Source organism: Streptomyces sp. NPDC059695 (assembly GCF_042733785.1).
GTDB lineage: Bacteria > Actinomycetota > Actinomycetes > Streptomycetales > Streptomycetaceae > Streptomyces.
Genome location: NZ_JBHWFF010000010.1, coordinates 82,905 through 101,007, shown reverse-complemented (window position 1 = coordinate 101,007; position 18,103 = coordinate 82,905). Strand labels below are relative to the sequence as shown.

General features: G+C 74.9%; 21 protein-coding genes. 13 read left to right on the top strand and 8 right to left on the bottom strand.

Going from position 1 to position 18,103, the window contains the following annotated elements:
• Window positions 1–54: 54 nt before the first annotated feature.
• Window positions 55–1,320, top strand: a complete 1,266-nt coding sequence (locus ACFV2S_RS14885; protein ID WP_385558012.1) for a geranylgeranyl reductase family protein — start codon at window positions 55–57, stop codon at window positions 1,318–1,320.
• Window positions 1,321–1,372: 52 nt separating this feature from the next.
• On the opposite strand, the gene ACFV2S_RS14880 is transcribed toward ACFV2S_RS14885, so the two are convergent.
• Window positions 1,373–1,876, bottom strand: coding sequence for a nitroreductase family deazaflavin-dependent oxidoreductase (locus tag ACFV2S_RS14880; protein WP_385558009.1), 504 nt, complete (start codon window positions 1,874–1,876; stop codon window positions 1,373–1,375).
• Window positions 1,877–2,005: 129 nt separating this feature from the next.
• Between ACFV2S_RS14880 and ACFV2S_RS14875 the strand changes: the two genes are divergently transcribed.
• The 5 genes from ACFV2S_RS14875 (at window position 2,006) to ACFV2S_RS14855 (ending at window position 5,594) form a co-directional block, all read left to right on the top strand.
• On the top strand, window positions 2,006–2,701 hold the full coding sequence (locus ACFV2S_RS14875) for a TetR/AcrR family transcriptional regulator (protein ID WP_385558006.1): 696 nt from the start codon (window positions 2,006–2,008) through the stop codon (window positions 2,699–2,701).
• A 123-nt stretch (window positions 2,702–2,824) separates the two neighbouring features.
• Entirely contained in the window at window positions 2,825–4,009 is a 1,185-nt protein-coding gene (locus ACFV2S_RS14870; protein WP_385558330.1) for a sensor histidine kinase, read from the top strand.
• A complete protein-coding gene (locus ACFV2S_RS14865) occupies window positions 4,006–4,671 on the top strand; it encodes a response regulator (protein ID WP_383797714.1) in 666 nt (221 codons plus the stop codon). Before ACFV2S_RS14870 ends, ACFV2S_RS14865 begins: the two co-directional genes overlap by 4 nt.
• 66 nt (window positions 4,672–4,737) lie before the next feature.
• The gene (locus tag ACFV2S_RS14860) at window positions 4,738–5,172 is read left to right on the top strand and encodes a MarR family winged helix-turn-helix transcriptional regulator (protein ID WP_385558003.1); all 435 of its coding nucleotides are present in this window, start codon (window positions 4,738–4,740) and stop codon (window positions 5,170–5,172) included.
• Entirely contained in the window at window positions 5,169–5,594 is a 426-nt protein-coding gene (locus ACFV2S_RS14855) for a hypothetical protein (protein ID WP_385558000.1), read from the top strand. Before ACFV2S_RS14860 ends, ACFV2S_RS14855 begins: the two co-directional genes overlap by 4 nt.
• 11 nt (window positions 5,595–5,605) lie before the next feature.
• On the opposite strand, the gene ACFV2S_RS14850 is transcribed toward ACFV2S_RS14855, so the two are convergent.
• Window positions 5,606–6,346, bottom strand: coding sequence for a maleylpyruvate isomerase family mycothiol-dependent enzyme (locus ACFV2S_RS14850; protein WP_385558327.1), 741 nt, complete (start codon window positions 6,344–6,346; stop codon window positions 5,606–5,608).
• A 47-nt stretch (window positions 6,347–6,393) separates the two neighbouring features.
• Window positions 6,394–7,617 (bottom strand): MFS transporter, encoded by a 1,224-nt coding sequence (locus tag ACFV2S_RS14845; RefSeq protein WP_385557997.1) that lies wholly within the window; start codon window positions 7,615–7,617, stop codon window positions 6,394–6,396.
• 82 nt (window positions 7,618–7,699) lie between these two features.
• Between ACFV2S_RS14845 and ACFV2S_RS14840 the strand changes: the two genes are divergently transcribed.
• Window positions 7,700–8,926 (top strand): ROK family protein, encoded by a 1,227-nt coding sequence (locus ACFV2S_RS14840; protein WP_385557994.1) that lies wholly within the window; start codon window positions 7,700–7,702, stop codon window positions 8,924–8,926.
• Window positions 8,927–9,036: 110 nt separating this feature from the next.
• On the opposite strand, the gene ACFV2S_RS14835 is transcribed toward ACFV2S_RS14840, so the two are convergent.
• Window positions 9,037–9,513, bottom strand: coding sequence for an SRPBCC family protein (locus tag ACFV2S_RS14835; RefSeq protein WP_385557991.1), 477 nt, complete (start codon window positions 9,511–9,513; stop codon window positions 9,037–9,039).
• A gap of 85 nt (window positions 9,514–9,598) precedes the next feature.
• Between ACFV2S_RS14835 and ACFV2S_RS14830 the strand changes: the two genes are divergently transcribed.
• A complete protein-coding gene (locus tag ACFV2S_RS14830; RefSeq protein WP_385557988.1) occupies window positions 9,599–10,372 on the top strand; it encodes a methyltransferase in 774 nt (257 codons plus the stop codon).
• Window positions 10,373–10,493: 121 nt separating this feature from the next.
• Here ACFV2S_RS14830 and ACFV2S_RS14825 read toward each other — a convergent pair whose 3' ends face one another.
• A complete protein-coding gene (locus ACFV2S_RS14825; RefSeq protein ID WP_385557985.1) occupies window positions 10,494–10,709 on the bottom strand; it encodes a hypothetical protein in 216 nt (71 codons plus the stop codon).
• A gap of 269 nt (window positions 10,710–10,978) precedes the next feature.
• Between ACFV2S_RS14825 and ACFV2S_RS14820 the strand changes: the two genes are divergently transcribed.
• The 4 genes from ACFV2S_RS14820 to ACFV2S_RS14805 all read left to right on the top strand — a co-directional run bounded on the left by ACFV2S_RS14820 (window position 10,979) and on the right by ACFV2S_RS14805 (window position 15,184).
• Window positions 10,979–11,407: a hypothetical protein gene (locus ACFV2S_RS14820; protein ID WP_385557982.1), complete on the top strand. Its 429-nt coding sequence runs from the start codon at window positions 10,979–10,981 to the stop codon at window positions 11,405–11,407.
• A gap of 149 nt (window positions 11,408–11,556) precedes the next feature.
• Window positions 11,557–11,862, top strand: coding sequence for an SHOCT domain-containing protein (locus ACFV2S_RS14815; protein WP_385557979.1), 306 nt, complete (start codon window positions 11,557–11,559; stop codon window positions 11,860–11,862).
• Entirely contained in the window at window positions 11,859–12,629 is a 771-nt protein-coding gene (locus ACFV2S_RS14810; RefSeq protein WP_385557976.1) for an ABC transporter ATP-binding protein, read from the top strand. The genes ACFV2S_RS14815 and ACFV2S_RS14810 overlap by 4 nt, the downstream gene beginning before the upstream one ends.
• Window positions 12,626–15,184, top strand: a complete 2,559-nt coding sequence (locus ACFV2S_RS14805; RefSeq protein WP_385557973.1) for an ABC transporter permease — start codon at window positions 12,626–12,628, stop codon at window positions 15,182–15,184. The genes ACFV2S_RS14810 and ACFV2S_RS14805 overlap by 4 nt, the downstream gene beginning before the upstream one ends.
• A gap of 21 nt (window positions 15,185–15,205) precedes the next feature.
• Here ACFV2S_RS14805 and ACFV2S_RS14800 read toward each other — a convergent pair whose 3' ends face one another.
• Window positions 15,206–15,799 carry an ATP-binding protein gene (locus ACFV2S_RS14800; protein WP_385557970.1) on the bottom strand — a complete coding sequence of 198 codons (594 nt, stop codon included), beginning with the start codon at window positions 15,797–15,799 and terminating at the stop codon, window positions 15,206–15,208.
• 174 nt (window positions 15,800–15,973) lie between these two features.
• Window positions 15,974–16,291, bottom strand: a complete 318-nt coding sequence (locus ACFV2S_RS14795; protein WP_383801993.1) for a hypothetical protein — start codon at window positions 16,289–16,291, stop codon at window positions 15,974–15,976.
• A 198-nt stretch (window positions 16,292–16,489) separates the two neighbouring features.
• Here ACFV2S_RS14795 and ACFV2S_RS14790 point away from each other — a divergent pair, with 198 nt between their 5' ends.
• Complete coding sequence (locus ACFV2S_RS14790; protein WP_385557966.1) at window positions 16,490–17,620, top strand: PLP-dependent cysteine synthase family protein; 1,131 nt, start codon at window positions 16,490–16,492, stop codon at window positions 17,618–17,620.
• Here ACFV2S_RS14790 and ACFV2S_RS14785 read toward each other — a convergent pair.
• The gene (locus ACFV2S_RS14785) at window positions 17,580–18,080 is read right to left on the bottom strand and encodes an SRPBCC family protein (protein ID WP_385557963.1); all 501 of its coding nucleotides are present in this window, start codon (window positions 18,078–18,080) and stop codon (window positions 17,580–17,582) included. The genes ACFV2S_RS14790 and ACFV2S_RS14785 overlap by 41 nt on opposite strands.
• Window positions 18,081–18,103 lie beyond the last annotated feature (23 nt).

The following is an 18,103-nucleotide window of genomic DNA, read 5'->3' as shown; positions in this document are numbered from 1 at the left end:
GCGGTGTGGGTGCCGGCCGGGGTGGGGGGGGGGGGGGGCGGGGTGGGGGGGGGGGTGGGGGGGGGGGGGGGCGGGGCGGGCGGGCCCGGGGGGGCCGGGGCGCCCGTCGCGGGCCGCCGGGTGCTGCTCCTGGAGAAGTCGGAGCTGCCCCGGTACAAGACCTGCGGCGGCGGCATCATCGGCCCGTCGCGCGACTCGCTCCCGCCGGGCTTCGAACTGCCCCTCCAGGACCGGGTCCACGCCGTCACCTTCTCCCTGGACGGACGCTTCGCCCGCACCCGCCGCTCGCGCCGGATGCTCTTCGGGCTCATCAACCGTCCGGAGTTCGACGCGCAGCTCGTCGAGCACGCCCAGAAGGCGGGCGCCGAACTGCGGACCGGTGCCACGGTGACCCGGGTGGAGCAGCACGGTCCGTCCGTCCCGGACCGGCGCACGGTCGCCGTCGTCCTCGCCGACGGCGAGACCGTCCTCGCGCGCGCGGTCGTCGGCGCCGACGGCAGCGCCAGCCGGATAGGCGCTCACGTGGGGGTGAAGCTCGGTCAGGTCGACCTCGGCCTGGAGGCGGAGATCCCCGTGCCGCCGTCCGTGGCGGAGGACTGGAAGGGGCGGGTCCTCATCGACTGGGGTCCGATGCCCGGCAGTTACGGCTGGGTCTTCCCCAAGGGCGACACGCTGACCGTCGGCGTCATCTCGGCGCGCGGCGAGGGCGCCGCCACCAAGCGGTACATGGAGGACTTCGTGGCCCGGCTCGGCCTCGCCGGCTTCGAGCCCACGATCTCCTCCGGCCATCTGACGCGCTGCCGCACCGACGACTCGCCGCTCTCCCGCGGCCGGGTCCTCGTCTGCGGTGACGCGGCGGGTCTCCTGGAGCCGTGGACGCGCGAGGGCATCTCGTACGCGCTCCGCTCGGGCCGTCTCGCGGGTGAGTGGGCGGTGCGGGTCGCGGAGTCGAGCGACGCGGTCGACGCGCGCCGCCAGGCCCTGAACTACGCCTTCGCCATCAAGGCGGGGCTCGGGGTCGAGATGGCGGTCGGGCGGCGGATGCTCGCCGTCTTCGAGCGGCGACCGGGCCTGCTGCACGCGACGATCACCGGCGTGCGGCCCGCCTGGAACGCCTTCGCGGACATCACCCGCGGCGCGGCCACGCTCGGCGGCATGGTCCGCTCGAACGGGCTGGCCCGGCGGGCCCTGGAGCTCCTCGACAAGCGGATGGACACCACGTCCGGTGTCGGCCCGGCGGGGCGGGGCGTCAGCGCGCGCGAGCGCGCGGAGTCCGAGGCGGAGGACACGAAGTCCCCGGAGGCGCCGGAAGAGGTCTGACCGCGGCGCGCGCCGCGGATCGACGGACACGGGCTCCGCTGCCCCGGCCGGCTCACGCCGCCGGGGTGGCGGGGCCCGTCGTCGTGACGCGGAAGACGGGGTGCTTCGGTGCGATCGCCCGCAGCTCCTCGTCGGAGGAGTCGGGGCCGACGCCGTCGAAGAAGACGCCGACCTCGGCCTTCCAGCGCTTGAGGTAGGCGCGCAGCAGGGCGGGCTTGTCGTCGTCGGCGACCTCGACGGCGGTGAACTCCTGCACGTGCTTGCCCAGGTGCAGCTGCCCGCCGCCGGCGGCCCGCATGTTGTGGGTCCACTGGACGTGGCCGCGGGGGGCGACGAGGTACTGGGCGCCGTCCACGGTCAGGAGGTTGACGGGGGTGCGGCGCCATTCGCCGCTCTTGCGGCCCCGGACGGCGAGGACGCGGGAGCCCCAGACGCTGATGCCGCGGCGGGTCATCCAGGCGACGGCGCGGTTGAAGACGTTCACCGTGAACCAGCCGGGCTTCATGACGTGGGCGGCGGGGGTGGCGGGGGTGGAGCCGGCGGGCTGAGCGGACATGAGGGCCTCCTGGGCTTCAATGCGTGAGCACTGCTCTCGCTTGAGATCAGTGTGCACGGTTCGGTGCTCACAAGCAAGAGCGGTGCTCTCGTTTCGTTCCAGTGCTCCGAAAGTGGCACACTGCTCTCCATGACGACCGTTCGAGGAGCCCGCGCCCGCGCCCGCATCGAGATCACCGCCGCCATCAAGGACGAGGCCCGCACCCAGCTCGCCGCCGAAGGAGCGGCCAAGCTGTCCCTGCGGGCCGTCGCCCGCGAGCTGGGCATGGTGTCCTCGGCCCTCTACCGTTACTTCCCCAGCCGGGACGACCTGCTCACGGCCCTCATCGTCGACGCCTACGACGCCGTCGGCGCCACCGCGGAGCGGGCCGCCGCAGAGGCCGGGGCGGACCGCCCCCTGGACCGCTGGACCGCCGTCTGCCGGGCGGTCCGCGCCTGGGCCGTCGCCCACCCCCACGAGTACGCCCTCATCTACGGATCCCCGGTCCCCGGCTACACCGCCCCCCAGGACACAGTCGTCCCCGCCTCCCGCGTCGGGCTCGTCCTCATCGAGATCGCCCGCGCGGCCCACGCGGGCGAGGGCGTCGCCCTCCCGCCGCTCGCCGACGACCTGCGCCCCGAGGCCGCCCGCATGAGCGCCGACTTCGCCCCCGACCTCCCCCCGGCCCTGGCCGTCGCGCTCGTCGCCGCCTGGGCGCAGCTCTTCGGGCTCGTCTCCTTCGAGGTCTTCGGGCAGTTCCACCGCGTCGTCGAGGACCGCGACACCTTCTTCGCGGCGGCGGCCCGCCGCCTGGGCCAGGACGTGGGGCTGCTCCCGCGCGGCTGACGGGGCGCCGCCGCCTCCGCCCCGCCCCGGCCTCGTACTCCCGGGGGAGTAGGCGCGACCACCCCGCCGGGCTGACGTGCGCGCGGGGCGGGCGCGGCTAGCGTGACCGGTATGGACGCCGGGATGCACGAGGAGCGGCCGCGCGGGCCCTGGGAGCGGTGGGGGCGCGGCGGCGGTCTCCCGTGGCGGTCGACGCTGCTGATCGCCGTCCTCGTCATGGTGGGGACCGGATTCTCCGCGCGGAACCAGCCCGGCCGGGAGGCGCTCGACGCCGCCGGACGGGCGCTGCTCCTGCTCGGGGCGGTCCCGCTGCTGTTCCGTCACCGCAGGCCCGTGCCGGTGGCGTTCGCCGTCGCGGCCGTCACCCTCGGCTACCTGGCGGCCGGATACCCGTACGGCCCGGTCTTTGTCATGATCGCGGTCGCCTGCTTCGCGGCCGTCGTGCACGGTCACCGGACCGCCGCCTGGTGGGCCATCGGCCTGGTCTGGGCGGGGCACCTGCTGCTCTCGCACTGGCTCTACCGATGGCTGCCCCCGGCCGGTGACGGGCCCGCGCCCTGGGGCCAGGAGCTGCCGGCCGCGGCGTTCGCCGTGGCCGTGCTCGCCGCCTCCGAGGCCGTCCGGGTGCGGCGTGAACAGGGGGCGCAGCAGCGGGCCGAACGGGCCGCCGCCGAGCGGCGCCGCGCCGACGAGGAGCGGCTCCGCATCGCCCGCGAACTCCACGACGTGCTCGCCCACTCGATCTCCGTCATCAACGTCCAGGCGGGCGTGGGCCTCGCCCTCCTGGACTCCGACCCGGAGCAGGCCAGGACCGCGCTGACCACCATCAAGGCCGCCAGCAAGGAGGCGCTCGGCGAGGTCCGGCAGGTCCTCGCCACCCTCCGAACCCCCGGCGACGCCCCACGCGCCCCGGCGCCCGGGCTCGGCCGGCTCACCGAACTCGTCGAACAGGCCGCCGCCGCGGGCCTCACCGTCACCGTCGCCACCAGCGGCCCCCGGGCCGCGCTGCCGCCCGGCGCCGACCTCGCCGCCTTCCGGATCGTGCAGGAGGCGCTCACCAACGTGGTGCGCCACTCCGGTTCGCGCACGGCCCGGGTGCGGATCGGACGCGGTGCCGCGGGCCTGGAGCTGACCGTCGACGACGACGGCCCCGCGACCGGCACGGAGGCCGGCGGCAGCGGCAACGGACTGGCCGGAATGCGGGAGCGGGCCGCCGCCCTCGGTGGCACGATCGAGGCGGGCGCCCGCCCGGACGGCGGCTTCCGCGTCCACGCCGTGCTCCCGCTGCGCCCGGAGGGAACCCCGTGATCCGTGTCCTGCTCGCCGACGACCAGTCGCTGGTACGGGCGGGGTTCCGCGCGCTGCTCGACGCCCAGCCCGACATCGAGGTGGCCGGCGAGGCCGCCGACGGCGCCGAGGCGCTGGAACGGGTCCGCGCCCTGCGCCCCGACGTCGTCCTCATGGACATCCGGATGCCCCGGCTCGACGGCCTGGAGGCGACGCGCCACATCACCGGCGACCCCGGCCTCGGCGGGGTCCGGGTCGTCATGCTGACCACGTTCGAGCTCGACGAGTACGTCTTCGAGGCGATCCGCGCGGGTGCCTCCGGGTTCCTGGTCAAGGACACCGAGCCGGAGGAGCTCCTGCGGGCCGTGCGCGCCGTCGTCCACGGGGACGCGCTCCTCTCCCCGGGCGTCACCCGCCGGCTCATCGAGGAGTTCGCGGCCCGCTCCAAGGCCCCGGCGGCGACGGCCGCGCTGGGCGCCCTGACCGAGCGGGAGCGGGAGGTGATGGCCCTGGTGGGCATCGGCCTGTCGAACGAGGAGATCGCCCGCAGGCTGGTGGTGAGCCCGCTCACGGCGAAGACCCACGTGAGCCGCGCCATGGTGAAGCTCGGCGCCCGGGACCGCGCCCAACTCGTCGTGCTCGCCTACGAGTCGGGCCTGGTCCGGCCCGGCTGGCTGGGCTGAGCCCCGGCCGGCCCGTCGGCGGAGCCGTTTGCGAGCCGATCCTACGAAATCGTATATTCCGATCTCGTGACTTCTGTTCCCCCGCCCTCCGAGGGCTCCGCGATCCTGGCACTCCAGCGCGCGACCCACGCCACCCTCCAGATCCTCGCCGCCGAGCTCGTCGACCTCGATCTGACGCCGTCCGAGACCAACGCGCTCGCCATCCTCGCGGACGGCCGGGGCCGCACGGTCTCCGAGCTCGGGGCCGCCGCCGGCACCCGCCCGACCACGCTGACCAGCGTGCTCGACCGGCTGGAGCGCCGCGGTCACCTCACCCGCGGCCCCCGCCCGGGCGACCGCAGGGTCGTGCTCGTGGAACTGACCGAGTCCGGCCGCCTGACCGCCGCCACCATCCGCCGGACCCTCGACGAGGTGGAGACCCGCGCGCTCGACGGCCTCCCCGCCGAGGCCGTCGCCGGATTCCACACGGTCCTGCGCGCGCTCGCGGAGGTGCCCGCGTGACCACGACGGCACACGGCACCCCCGAGGACGTCGCGCTCTTCCGGGAGCTGATGGCCGAGGCCATGGCGGCCACCGGCGGCTTCGGCCACCGCGAGCACGTCCACCTGACCTGGCTGGCGGTGCGCCGGGTCGGCATGCCCGGCGCCGTCGCCCTCGTCGGCGAGGGCATCCGGCGCACCGCGACCGCCGCGGGAGCGCCGCAGAAGGTCCACGTCACGATGACCCGGGCCTGGGTCGAGCTGGTGGCCCGGCGTGAGCGGGAGAGCGGACTGCCGGACTTCGCGGCGTTCGCCGGGGCCCACGCCGAACTGCTGGACAAGGACCTGCTCGCCCGGTTCTACCGGCCCGCCACGCTGGCGTCCGCCGAGGCCCGGGCCGCCTGGGTGGAGCCCGACCTCGCACCGCTCGGCGGCGCGGCCTGACCCGCCCGGTCTCAGGTGATCGCGGAGGTCTCCCGCCACAGCCGGGCGAGGTCCGCGTCGCCGGTGACCGTCACCGCGCCGGCGGGGAGCCGGTTCCAGAGGGTCAGGTACAGCCGGTCGGCGGGGCCGCTCAGTTCGGTGTCGGCGGGCCCCTGCGCGCCCCGCTCCGTCCGCGGGGGCTCCGTCGGGGTCAGGCGCACCGTCCAGACGTCGCCGGTGTCGGTCGCCCGCAGCCGCAGCGTGCGGGGCTCCTCGGGGCGCACCCGGCTGCGTTCGCCCGAGTGGAAGGCGCCGAGCAGTTCGTCGACGCCGTCGACGGCGACGGCCGGATCCACCGGCCCGGGGCCGCCGGAGAGGGCGGACTCGGCGTCGGCGCGGTGGACGGTCGTCTCGTGCGCCTGCCGCCGGGCCCAGAAGGCCAGCGGGGAGGGTGCCGGCAGGAAGGCCCAGCACTCCAGCGCGTCCGGCGCGGCACGCAGGGCGGCGACGAGACCGGCGTGCCCCGCGCGGAAGTACGAGAGCAGCTCGGGTCCGTCGAGCGTCGTCTCGCCGTCGCCGGGGTGGTACGAGGTGCGGGCCTCGGCCACCAGGGTCGTGGCCCAGCGGTGGACCATGGCCGTGTGGCGGAGGAGGTCGCGGACCCGCCACCCGGGGCAGGTCGGCACCTCGGCGTCGGGCCCGGCCTTCTCCGCGGCCTCCGCGAGGCCGCGGCCGGCCGCCTCCAGGGCGTCGATGTGCTCCGTGATCGTCAGGGTGTCCATGGATCGGATTCTGGCAGGCGGACGACGACCGGCACGGATCAATTCGCCCCCGCGGCTCCCGCGTTGCGCGCCCAGTAGCCCATCGCGGCCGCGCCGGCCGCGAGGACCGCGACGGTCGTGAGGGCGACCGGCAGGGAGAACCAGTCGGCGAGGAAGCCGATCGACGGAGGGCCGAGGAGCATGCCCCCGTAGCCGAGGGTGGACGCGGTGGCGACCCCGCCGGGTCCGGCGACCGCGCCCGCGCGGGCCACGGCGACGGGGAAGATGTTGGCGAGGCCGAGACCGGTGACCGCGAAGCCGAGGAGCGTGGCCCAGACGCTCGGCGCGAGCGCGCCGAGGAGCATGCCGGCCGCGGCGGTCGTGCCGCCCGCGACCAGGGTGCGGGTCTGGCCGAGGCGTTCGAGCAGGACGGTGCCGGAGAGGCGGCCGGCGGTCATGGTCAGCGCGAAGACGGAGTAGCCGGCGGCGGCCACGCCGGGGTGCGCGTGCAGGTCCTGTGCCAGGTGGAGGGCGCCCCAGTCGGCCAGGGCCCCCTCGCCGTACGCCGTGCAGAGCGCGATGACGCCGAAGACGAGGACGGTACGGCGGGACCCGCCGGCCGGGGAGGCGGCGCCGGACGGCGACGGGAGGGCCTCGGGGCGCACGGGCGAGGGGTGGCGCAGGAGCACGGGCCCGGCGAGGGCGGTGAGGGCGAGCCCGACGAGGCCGAGTCCGGCGAGATGGGCGGTGGGGGACAGGCTTCCGGCGAGCAGCCCGCCGAGTCCGGCGCCGAGCATGCCGCCGAGGCTGAACGCGGCGTGGAAGCTGGGCATGACGGGCCGGCGCAGCGCGGTCACGAGGTCCACGGCGGCGCTGTTCATGGCGACGTTGATGCCGCCGTACGCGGCGCCGAAGACGAGCAGGACGAGGCCGAGCGCGAGCGGGGACCGGGTGAGCGCCGGGAGGGTGACCGACAGGGAGAGGAGGACGGCGGTGGCGACCGTGACGGCGTGGGACCCGTACCGGCGGCAGAGCCGTCCGGTCAGCGTCATCGTGATCACCGCGCCGGCTGACACGCCGAGGAGGGCGAGGCCGAGGTCGCCGGCCGAGGCGCCGGTCTGCTGCTTGACGGCGGGGATCCGGACCACCCAGCCGGCGAACAGGAAGCCGTCGAGGGCGAAGAAGAGGGTCAGGGCGGAGCGGAGGCGGGGCAGGGAGCGGGTGGCGGTGTCTCCGCCGGGTCCCCCCGTTACGGCCGTCCGTACTTTGTTTAGTAGCGGCACAAACTCAGGATAGGGGGCGGGCGGCGGGGGAATCAACCGGGCGGGGACGGCGGGCGGGCCCGATCATGGGAGACTCACCCCCATGAACGGCAAGGCGACGACGACCCGGACACGGCTGGACAGGGGGCGTAACGCGCTCGGCCCCGCGCTGGAACTGGTGCACACCGGCAGGGCCCCGACCAGGGCCGTCCTCACCGCCGAGCTCGGCGTCACCCGGGCCACCGCGGGCGCCGTCGCCGCCGAGCTGGAGGCCCTCGGGCTCATCCGCGTCGACTCCAACCCCGGTGCCGCCGCGGGCTCCCAGGGACGGCCCTCGCACCGCCTGGCCGTCGACGAGAAGGGCCCCGTCGCCCTTGCCGCCCAGGTCCACGCCGACGGCTTCCGGGCCGCCCTCGTCGGCCTCGGCGGCACGATCGTGGCCACGGCACCCGGCTGCGTCACCGTCTCCGCCGACCCGGCACAGGTCCTCGGCGCCGTCGTCGACGCGGGCGCGGCGCTCCTCGCCGAGAGCGGCCGCCGCTGCGTCGGCGCGGGACTCGCGGCGCCGTCCGCCGTTGCCGAACCCGAGGGGACGGCGCTCAACCCGCTCCACCTCGCCTGGCCCGCCGGAGCGCCCGTACGGGAGATCTTCGCCGAGCGGGTACGGGCCGCCGGCATCGAAGGCCCCGCCTTCACCGGCAACGACGTGAACCTCGCGGCCCTGGCCGAGCACCGCCACGGCGCGGGGCGCGGCGCCCGGGACCTGCTCTGCGTCGCCACCGGTCACCGCGGCGTCGGCGGGGCGCTCGTCCTCGACGGCCGCCTGCACACCGGCAGTGCCGGCCTGGCCCTGGAGGTCGGCCACGTCACGGTCAATCCCGAGGGCCGGCCCTGTCACTGCGGCAGCCGCGGCTGCGTCGACGTCGAGACCGACCCGCTCGCGTTCCTCACGGCCGCGGGCCGGGTCCCGGGCCCCGAGGTCTCGCTGCTCCAGCAGTCCCGCGACCTGCTGCGAACCAGCCCGGACGACCCGGGTGTCCGGGTCGCGGTGGGGGAGCTGATCGACCGCCTGGGCCTCGGCCTCGCCGGCCTCGTGAACATCCTCAACCCGGACCGGATCATCCTCGGAGGGCTCCACCGCGAGCTCCTCGACGCGGACCCCGAGCGGCTCCGCGCGGTCGTCGCCGACCGCAGCCTCTGGGGCCGCAGCGGCGGGGTGCCGATCCTCCCGTGCACCCTGGACCACAACAGCCTGGTCGGCGCGGCCGAACTGGCCTGGCAGCCGGTCCTGGACGACCCGCTGGCGGCCCTGGGGCCCGAGACGGTCTGAACGCCGGCCGGCCGGTCGGCCCTCCAGCCACCGGCGGGCCGCCGCCCATCGCCTCAAGACGGATCGGGCCGGGCGCCGACAGGCCTCCAGGCGGACGGGGCCGTCGCCGATCAGCTTCCGCCCGGATCGGGCCGGCCCTCCGCCAGAGCCGCGAGCCGGTCCAGGGCCATGCGCGTCCCGGTCTCGTTCTCGGCGGCCGGAACGACCTCCGGCACCCCCTCGTGCGCGACCGACACCTCGGTGCCGTCGCCGATCGCCGTCAGCGTCGTCGTGACGATCATGGTGCCGTGCAGGAGGGGGTCCGGCGTCTCGAACTCGATGCTCTCGACGACCCGTTCGTACGGCACGAGCTCCAGGAAACTGCCGTGGTACGTGTCCGTACGGCCCCCCGACTTCCCCGCGCCGTCGGGTGAGTCGTACCGCAGCGACACCCGGAAGGCGCCGCCCTCGCGCGCCTCGAAGGCATGGACCTCGCAGGTCATGCCGTACGGGACCCGCCAGCGGGCGACGGCGTCCGGATCGAGGAGCGACCGGTAGACGACCGAGGCGGGGGCGTCGACGTGACGGGACACGCGCGTGGTGTACACGTCTTCCAGGCTAGCCGCGCTCCGGCGCGGACGCCGTCGGAAAACGGGTGCGCGGGGGACTCGGTGCGACGTACCGTTCCTCCCCATGATCACTTCCGATTCCTCAGCCGGTCTTCCCCCGCGCCTCGGCAGCCTCGACTTCCACGGCCCGCTCTCCGAGGCCCGCGCCACCCGCATGATCGGGCGGCTCGCCGCCACCGCCCCGGCCGACGTGCTCGACATCGGCTGCGGATGGGGCGAGTTGCTCCTCCGCGTCCTGGAAGGGGCGCCCGGCGCCACGGGCGTCGGGATCGACATCAACGCGGAGGACCTGGCCCGCGGCCGGGCGCTCGCCGAGGAACGCGGGCTCGCGAAGCGGGTGGCCTTCGTCGAGGAGTCGGCGCGCGGCACCGACCGGGGCCCCGTCGACGCGATCCTCTGTCTCGGGTCCAGCCAGGCCCTCTGCGACCCCGAGCTGCACGACCCGGCCGTCGCGCTGCGCGAACTGCGCCGGCTGGTCCGGCCCGGCGGGCGGGTCGTGCTCGGCGAGGGCTTCTGGGAGCACACGCCCACCGAGGAGGAGCTCGCCCGGATGTGGCCCGGGGCGAAGGCCGGCGACCACCACTCCCTCGAAGGGCTCGTCGACCTCGCGATCGAGGCGGGATTCCGGCCCGCGTGGATCGAGACGGCGAGCGCGGAGGAGTGGGAGGAGTTCGAGTCCGGCTACCGGTACGACACCGAGGTCTGGCTCGCCGCCCACCCGGACCATCCGCTGGCCGCCGAGACGCGCGAGCGGGTGGACCGGCAGCGTTCGAGCTGGCTGGGCGGCTACCGGCGCGCCCTCGGCATCGCCTACCTCACGCTCGTCGCGGTGGCCTGAGCCTCACCGCCGGGGGCCGCACCACCAGGCGGCAGCCGAAGTCGTCGGCACGTCCGAGCCTGCGCTGAGGCACTCCGCGCGTCGGAGGGGCGACCCCGTCGGGTCGCCCCTCGCGAAGACGTCAGCCGCGCTTGAGGTACTGGAGCATGGCGATGCCGGCACAGGTGACCGCCAGGCACGCGGTTCCGGCCTTGGTCAGGCCGTCAAGAACGGTGCCACCAAGGTCGGTTACGGCGATGAAGGAGAGAAGGCCGACCACCGCGCCGACGAGTATCACGATGATGATGTCGCGAACCGGGTGTGCGCAGGTAGTGGTGGTGGTGCCGCTGGACGTCACGCTGTTTCCTCCCGAGTGTCACTGATGCGTATTGCATGGAGACATGCCTCACCCGTAGGTGCGGTCTCCAGCTAGGAGCAGGCAGTCCAGCTCCTGTGCCTGTGCCACTGCGGCCAGGCCGAATACGATCAGTTGGTCCTTTCGGGAAGGGTTGGCGCGTGCGAGGTTTTCCAGCCGATACACGCGGCGTTGACTTTACGTGACAGGCAACAGGGACGCAAGGGTTGGCAGTTCAGCCCCGGGGGCCCTCGACAGACTCCGCGATCGCGATGTGGAGCACGCGCAAGAGCGCCGCCGCTTCGACCGCCGGCGTGGGTCCGGGCCTCGTACGGGGTGACGTCGCCGACATCGCGTGCGTCGACCTGGCCCCCTGTCCGAACCCGCTCACGAGTCGCCTGCCGCCGTACCTTCCCTGGCACATCGGTCGGATCCCCGACCGGTGCGCGGGGAGCGTCTGCCTCTCGTACCGCATCGCGTGCACCCCTGACGACGTCCGCGAGCCTGCCGCGCACGCGCCCGAGCACCTCCTCGACCGGGGCGATCACCTCCGGGTCCATGGCCGGCCGTCCCATCGGACAGCCGCGCAGGACGTCGGGCTCACGCAGCAGGTACGCCTCGACGCGGGCGTACGCCGAGCCCCCGCCGCCCAGGACCGCTTCGGCCGCGGCCCCCGGCTCCTCCGCCGCGCATACCAGTAGGTACAGAACGGAAGCAGGTCCCGCGCGGCGGCGTACTCCCCGTGGCGTACGCCGGAAGCCGCTGCCCGTACGACGACCCGGACCCCCTCCCGGAGCGACGCTCGGACCACGGACAACAACCGCACCCCCAGCGGAGGAGCTGAACCGTCATGAACACACTCGCCCACGCGGGCCCCGGCCCGTGGGTCCTCTTCTTCCCCCTCGTCTGGGCGGCCGTCGTCGTCGGGGTCGTCACCGTCCTGCGCCGCGCCGGATGGCGCCGCGGACGCGGCTTCGGCCCGGGCTCCGGACCCGGCTCGCGCCGCGACGCCGGACCCGACGAGAACTCGCCCATCGCCCTGCTCGGCCACCGGTTCGCGGCCGGCGAGATCGACGAGGACGAGTACTGGCGGCGCCTGAGCGTCCTGGACGAGCAGTTCGGCCGCGCCGCGGACCAGAAGAGGCGCCGGACATGACCACCCCCGCCCCTCTCCCCGCCGCCCGGGTCGTCGACGCCGTCAAGGTCTACGGGCGCGGCGACACCGAGGTCAGGGCCCTCGACGGGGTGAGCGTCGGCTTCCCCGCCGGCCGCTTCACCGCCGTCATGGGCCCCTCCGGATCCGGCAAGTCCACCCTCATGCACTGCGCCGCCGGACTCGACACCCTCACCTCCGGCGCCGCCCTCGTCGGCGACACCGACCTGTCCACCCTCGACGACCGGCGGCTGACCCTGCTGCGCCGCGACCGGATCGGCTTCGTCTTCCAGGCCTTCAACCTGCTCCCGACCCTCACCGTCGCCGAGAACATCACCCTCCCGCTCGACCTCGCCGGACACACCGTCGACCGCGACCGGTTCGACCGGCTCGTCGACACCGTCGGCCTGCGCGACCGGCTCCACCACCGGCCGGGCGAACTCTCCGGCGGACAGCAGCAACGGGTCGCCGTCGCCCGGGCCTTCGCCGGAGACCCCGACGTCGTCTTCGCCGACGAACCCACCGGCAACCTCGACTCGCGGTCCGGCGAGGAGGTCCTGCGCCTGCTCGGACGCACGGTCCGCGACACCGGCCGCACGGTCGTCATGGTCACCCACGACCCGGTCGCCGCCGCCCACGCCGACGAGGTGATCTTCCTCGCGGACGGCCGGCTCGTCGACCGCATGACCCGCCCCACGGCCGACCACGTCCTCGACCGCATGAAGGCCTTCGACACGGGCGTCACCATGGTCCCCGGAGGCACGCCATGAACACCCCCGCCACCCTCCGCCTCGCCCGTTCCTCCCTCCGCGCGCACCGGCGCCGCTTCCTCGGCACCTTCGCAGCGGTCCTCCTGGGCGTCGCCTTCCTCACCGGCACCCTCGTCATGGGCGACACCCTCCGGTCGAGCTTCGACTCGATGTTCACCAGCGCCACCCGCGGCACCGACGCCGTCGTCCGCAGCGCCACCACCGTGACCGCCGCCGGCGAGGCCCAGGGCACCCGGGGACCCGTCGACGCGGCCCTCGCGGAACGGCTCGCCACGGTCCCCGGGGTCGCCGCCGCCGCACCCCGCATCGAGGGCGCCGGACAGCTCCTCGCCGCCGACGGCACCCCCGTCGGCGGCAAGGGCCCGCCCACCCTCGCGGGCAACTGGATCGAGGACCCCGCCCTCAACCCGTACCGGCTCGCCGAGGGCCACGCACCGAACGCCCCCGGCCAGGTCGTCGTCAACCGGGGAGCGGCGAAGGCGGCCGGTCTCGCCGTCGGCGACACCACCGTCCTGCGCACCCCCGACCCGGTGAAGGTCACCGTCGTCGGCCTGGCCACCTTCGGCGGCGCCGACGGCATGGGGCAGGTCACCTGGACCGGCCTCACCCGCGCGGACGCCGAGAAGTACCTGACGGCCCGGCCCGGCGAGGCGACCGGCATCGCCGTACGCGCCGGGCCCGGCGTCTCGCAGGACGAGCTGGTCGCCGCGCTCACGCCCGCGCTGCCGGACGGCGTCGAGGCGATCACCGGACAGCAGGCCGCCGAGGAGAACACGCAGATGGTCTCCGGCCGCTTCCTGAACCTCTTCACCACCTTCCTGCTCGTGTTCAGCGGGGTCGCCGTCCTCGTCTCCGTCTTCACCATCCACAACACCTTCGCGGTCCTCGTCGCCCAGCGGACCCGAGAGAACGCCCTGCTCCGCGCCCTCGGCGCCGCCCGCCGCCAGGTCGTCGCCGGCACCCTCGCCGAGGCACTCGCCGTCGGACTCCTCGCCTCCCTCGCGGGGCTGCTCACCGGGATCGGCGTGGCCGCCGGACTCCAGGCCCTGTTCCCCGCGATCGGCTTCCCCTTCCCCGAGGGCGACCTCGTCGTGACCGGCACCTCCCTCCTGCTGCCGCTCGGCGTCGGGCTCGCGGTCTGCGCCGGTTCGGCGCTCCTGCCGGCCGTACGGGCCGGACGCACGGCCCCGCTCGCCGCGCTCCGCGAGACGGACGTGGACGCCTCGGGCACCTCGCGCCGCCGCGCGCTGACCGGCGGCGCGCTGCTCGCGGCCGGCGTCGGCACGGTCCTCGCCGGGGTCCTCGGCACGCCGTCGCTGTGGCTCGCCTCGATCGGGGCCGCGTCGGCCGTCGCCGCGTTCGTGGTGCTCGGACCGGTCGCCGCCACGCTCGCCGTACGGGTGCTCGGCCGGCCGCTGCGCGGCACCAACCGCGGCCTCGCCCGGCGCAACGCCCTGCGCAGCCCCGGCCGTAGCGCAGCGACCGCCACCGCCCTGATGATCGGCGTCGCCGTCGTCACCCTCTTCACGGTCTTCGGCGCCTCCCTGAAGGCGACCATGGACCGCACCGTCGACCGCTCCTTCGCGGGGGACGTGGCCATCGGCACGCCCTCGTTCGGGGCGGGCGGCAGCGGGCTCAGCCCCCGGCTCGCCCCGGCCGTCGCCGCGCTGCCCGAGGTCGACACCGCCGTGGGCCTGGGGCGGGGCGTCGCGGAGGTGGACGGCCGGGGCCGCGCGCTCACGGTCACCGACCCGGCCGCGCTCGCCCGCACACTGGACCTGGGGGAGGTAAGGGGCTCCCTCGCCGGACTCGGCACGGACGGGATCGCCGTCGCCGCCGACGAGGCCGCCGGATCCGGTCTGGCACCCGGCCGGACCACCGTCCTGACCTTCACCGACGGCAGCAGCCACACCTTCACCGTCCGCGCCGTCTACCAGCGCGCCGACCTCGCCGGCGACTACCTCGTCACCCGGGCGGCCTGGGCCCCGCACCGCACCCAGGACGCCGACCGGCTCGTCGCCGTGTCCTTCAAGGACGGTGTCGGCGCCGCGGAGGGCAAGGCTGCCGTGACGAAGGCCGCCGACCGGTACGGCCGTCCGGAGGTGCAGACCCGCGACGAGTACGCGGCGGCCTCGGCGGGCGGCATCGACATGATGCTCACCCTGATCTACGCGCTCCTCGCGCTCGCGGTCCTCATCGCCCTGCTCGGCATCGCGAACACGCTGACCCTCTCCGTCCACGAACGCACCCGCGAGCTGGGCCTGTTGCGGGCCGTCGGGCAGACCCGGGCGCAGCTGCGGGCGATGGTCCGCTGGGAGTCGGTGCTCGTCGCCGCCTTCGGCACGGTCGGCGGGCTCACCCTCGGCGCCTTCCTCGGCTGGGTCCTCGTGCGTGCCTCCGGCGGCTCGGACGACAGCGCCCTCGCGTTCGCCGTACCGGCCGTGCGGCTCGCCGCCGTCGCCCTGGTGGGTCTGGTGGCGGGGGCCGTGGCGGCCTGGCGCCCGGCCCGCCGGGCGGCCCGACTGGAGATCCTCCGGGCGATCGCCACGGAGTGACCGCCCCGGAACCCCGCCCCGTCAGCCCGCCCGGCCCGCCAGGACCGGGCGGGCCACCGACGGGGCCGGCACCGGCTCGGCCGGCGCGCTGAGCGGAACGCCCGGAAGACGGCTGTAGCCGACGCCCGCGAGCGGCACCTCGGCCGTCGCGCCGCATCCGGCGTGCGCGCACTCCCCGACGGGGCCGCCGACGGGCGGCGCCGTGAGGGTGAACCACACGACCTTGCCGTCGGCTCCGCACGGCCGGATGCCCCAGCTCTCGCTGACCGCGCCGACGATGCCGAGCCCCCGCCCGGAGGTGGCGAGCGCGTCGAGGTCGTCCACCGGGCCGAAGGCGTCCACGGGACACACCTCGGGGATCCGGGGGTCGTGGTCCCGGACGGAGACGGTGAGCCGGTCGAGCAGCAGCTCGAGCTCCACCGTGCAGTGCTTGTCCGGCCGGGCGTGGCGGTGCACGTTCGTCAGAAGCTCGGTCACGCCCAGGACGGCCTGGTCGATCAGGGCGTCCAGCTGCCAATGTCGGAGATGGGCGGAGATGATGCGGCGGACCTGTCCGATCCGCGACGGCAGGGCCTGAAGCTCCACCGCGTAGTACCTGCTCGGCTCGCTGATCACGGCTGCGACTCCCCGAAGTGGTCCGGAAGAAGACGAAGATTCGGATCTGTCAATGCGCTACAGATGGGGGGCGGTGACCCGATCGCAGCGTCACCACCGCTGAACCCTCAGTGAGGTGGGTTCCAGCCTGGACCAGCCGTGACCGCCCCGCAACTCGCCGCGAGCCCTCGCAGCTCAGGACCGCCCGGACGCCCTCCGCAGCGCCGCGAGGAAGCGCCCCGACGCCTGTGACCCGCTGTCACGGCCGGGGTCGTGATCCTGGAGGGTCAGCCGGTACCGCGTGCCGTTCACGGTCGCCACCGTCTCGTCCGACTTCGCGAACCACGGGCGTCCCGCCCGCACCGCCGAGACCGGCGCGCTGTCGATCTCGCTGCCGTAACTCGTGAGGAGCGCGAGGCGACCGTCCTCGATCCTCACCTCTCCCGCGCGCGTCAGTGAGCGCGGCCAGCGCGCGATCCGCACGCCCCTGGCGCTGAACTCGGGCTCCGCCATGCCGATCCGCCCCTTTCACCCGGTTGCCGTACCCAGTGTGCCGGGCCGTCGCCGCCCGCACCAGTAGCCCTTCCGAGGAGCTTCCCGAGCGCGTCCACAAGGCAGGCCTATGGATCGTCAAAGGGAACGTTTGCCCAGGTGAGAGCGGTATTGTCGGTGCCGGGGGAGTCCATCGGGGACACACGAGGAGAGGGACGGATGAGCACCACCCACGAGAGTGCGACCGCCGCGGCGGCCACCGTCGACGTCGACCGCAGCGACCTGGCGTACCGGTCCTGGCTGAAGGAGGCCGTGCGCAAGGTCCAGGCCGACGCCAACCGCTCCGCCGACACCCACCTGCTGCGCTTCCCCCTCCCCGAGAAGTGGGGCATCGACCTCTACCTCAAGGACGAGTCGACGCACCCGACCGGAAGCCTCAAGCACCGCCTCGCCCGCTCGCTCTTCCTCTACGGGCTCTGCAACGGCTGGATCCGGCCCGCAAAGCCGGTCATCGAGGCGTCCAGCGGCTCGACGGCCGTCTCCGAGGCGTACTTCGCGAAGCTCATCGGCGTCCCCTTCATCGCCGTCATGCCCCGCACGACCAGCCCCGAGAAGTGCCGGCTCATCGAATTCCACGGCGGGCAGTGCCACTTCGTCGACGACTCGCGCACGATGTACGAGGAGGCCGCGGCCCTCGCCGAGCGCACCGGCGGCCACTACATGGACCAGTTCACCTACGCGGAGCGGGCCACCGACTGGCGCGGCAACAACAACATCGCCGAGTCGATGTACCAGCAGCTGAAGCTGGAGCGCTACCCCGAGCCGGCCTGGATCGTCGCGACCGCCGGCACCGGCGGCACCTCGGCGACCATCGCCCGCTACGTCCACTACATGCAGCACGACACCCGGATCTGTGTCGCCGACCCCGAGAACTCCTGTTTCTTCGACGGCTGGACGCACCACGACCCCCACGCCACCGCCGACTGCGGCTCGCGCATCGAGGGCATCGGCCGCCCCCGCATGGAGCCCAGCTTCGTGCCCGGTGCCGTCGACCGCATGATGAAGGTCCCCGACGCGGCGAGCGTCGCCGCCGTCCGCGCCCTGGAGACCGCGATCGGCCGCAAGGCGGGCGGCTCCACCGGCACCGGCCTGTGGAGCGCCTTCAAGATCGTGGCCGAGATGGTCGCCCACGACCGCACCGGCAGCGTGGTCACCCTGATCTGCGACGGCGGCGAACGCTACCTCGACAAGTACTACTCCGACGACTGGCTGGCCGCCCAGGGACTGGACATCGCCCCGTACTCCGCCGCTATCGAGCGGTTCCTCGCGACGGGGGCCTGGCCGGAGTGAGCCGCCGGTCGAGCCGGCGGGCCGCGTCCCGGAACGAGTAGCCGACCCCCGGCGCCGCGAGGCGCAGCGCGAGCCGGAACGGGGCGGTGCCGTCGGCGGCCATCGTCCAGCACAGCCGGGTTCCGGTGCCGGTGGGCGAGAGGGTCCACTCCTCCGCCATGGCGGTCACGCCGGGCGCGTTCGTGACGTCCACCCGGTACGCGTAGCGGAGGTCGGGCTCCGACGCCAGGATCGTCTCGTCGAACGCGATGCCGCCGCGCAGCCGCACGGTCCGGCCCGCGCCGTCGCCGGTCGGTACGGCCGAGGTCACGGCGGTGAACCAGGACGGCAGGCTCCCCACCTCCACGGCCACCGACCGGTAGACGGCCGGGGGCGGCGCGGCGAGGGTCGCGGCGAAGACGAGACGGACGGGCGCGGAGGCGGTGAAGTCGAGCTCCACCGGCTGCAGTCGGCGCGGCATGGGGCCTCCCGGGGCGCGAATGA

Excerpts from the sequence above, each read along its gene's own strand:
- ACFV2S_RS14785 (WP_385557963.1), bottom strand. The coding sequence starts at position 18,080 with ATGCCGCGCCGACTGCAGCCGGTGGAGCTCGACTTCACCGCCTCCGCG.
- ACFV2S_RS14880 (WP_385558009.1), bottom strand. The coding sequence starts at position 1,876 with ATGTCCGCTCAGCCCGCCGGCTCCACCCCCGCCACCCCCGCCGCCCAC.
- ACFV2S_RS14805 (WP_385557973.1), top strand. The coding sequence starts at position 12,626 with ATGAACACCCCCGCCACCCTCCGCCTCGCCCGTTCCTCCCTCCGCGCG.
- ACFV2S_RS14790 (WP_385557966.1), top strand. The coding sequence starts at position 16,490 with ATGAGCACCACCCACGAGAGTGCGACCGCCGCGGCGGCCACCGTCGAC.
- ACFV2S_RS14870 (WP_385558330.1), top strand. The coding sequence starts at position 2,825 with ATGCACGAGGAGCGGCCGCGCGGGCCCTGGGAGCGGTGGGGGCGCGGC.
- ACFV2S_RS14815 (WP_385557979.1), top strand. The coding sequence starts at position 11,557 with ATGAACACACTCGCCCACGCGGGCCCCGGCCCGTGGGTCCTCTTCTTC.
- ACFV2S_RS14830 (WP_385557988.1), top strand. The coding sequence starts at position 9,599 with ATGATCACTTCCGATTCCTCAGCCGGTCTTCCCCCGCGCCTCGGCAGC.
- ACFV2S_RS14810 (WP_385557976.1), top strand. The coding sequence starts at position 11,859 with ATGACCACCCCCGCCCCTCTCCCCGCCGCCCGGGTCGTCGACGCCGTC.
- ACFV2S_RS14875 (WP_385558006.1), top strand. The coding sequence starts at position 2,006 with ATGACGACCGTTCGAGGAGCCCGCGCCCGCGCCCGCATCGAGATCACC.
- ACFV2S_RS14840 (WP_385557994.1), top strand. The coding sequence starts at position 7,700 with ATGAACGGCAAGGCGACGACGACCCGGACACGGCTGGACAGGGGGCGT.
- ACFV2S_RS14795 (WP_383801993.1), bottom strand. The coding sequence starts at position 16,291 with ATGGCGGAGCCCGAGTTCAGCGCCAGGGGCGTGCGGATCGCGCGCTGG.
- ACFV2S_RS14820 (WP_385557982.1), top strand. The coding sequence starts at position 10,979 with ATGTGGAGCACGCGCAAGAGCGCCGCCGCTTCGACCGCCGGCGTGGGT.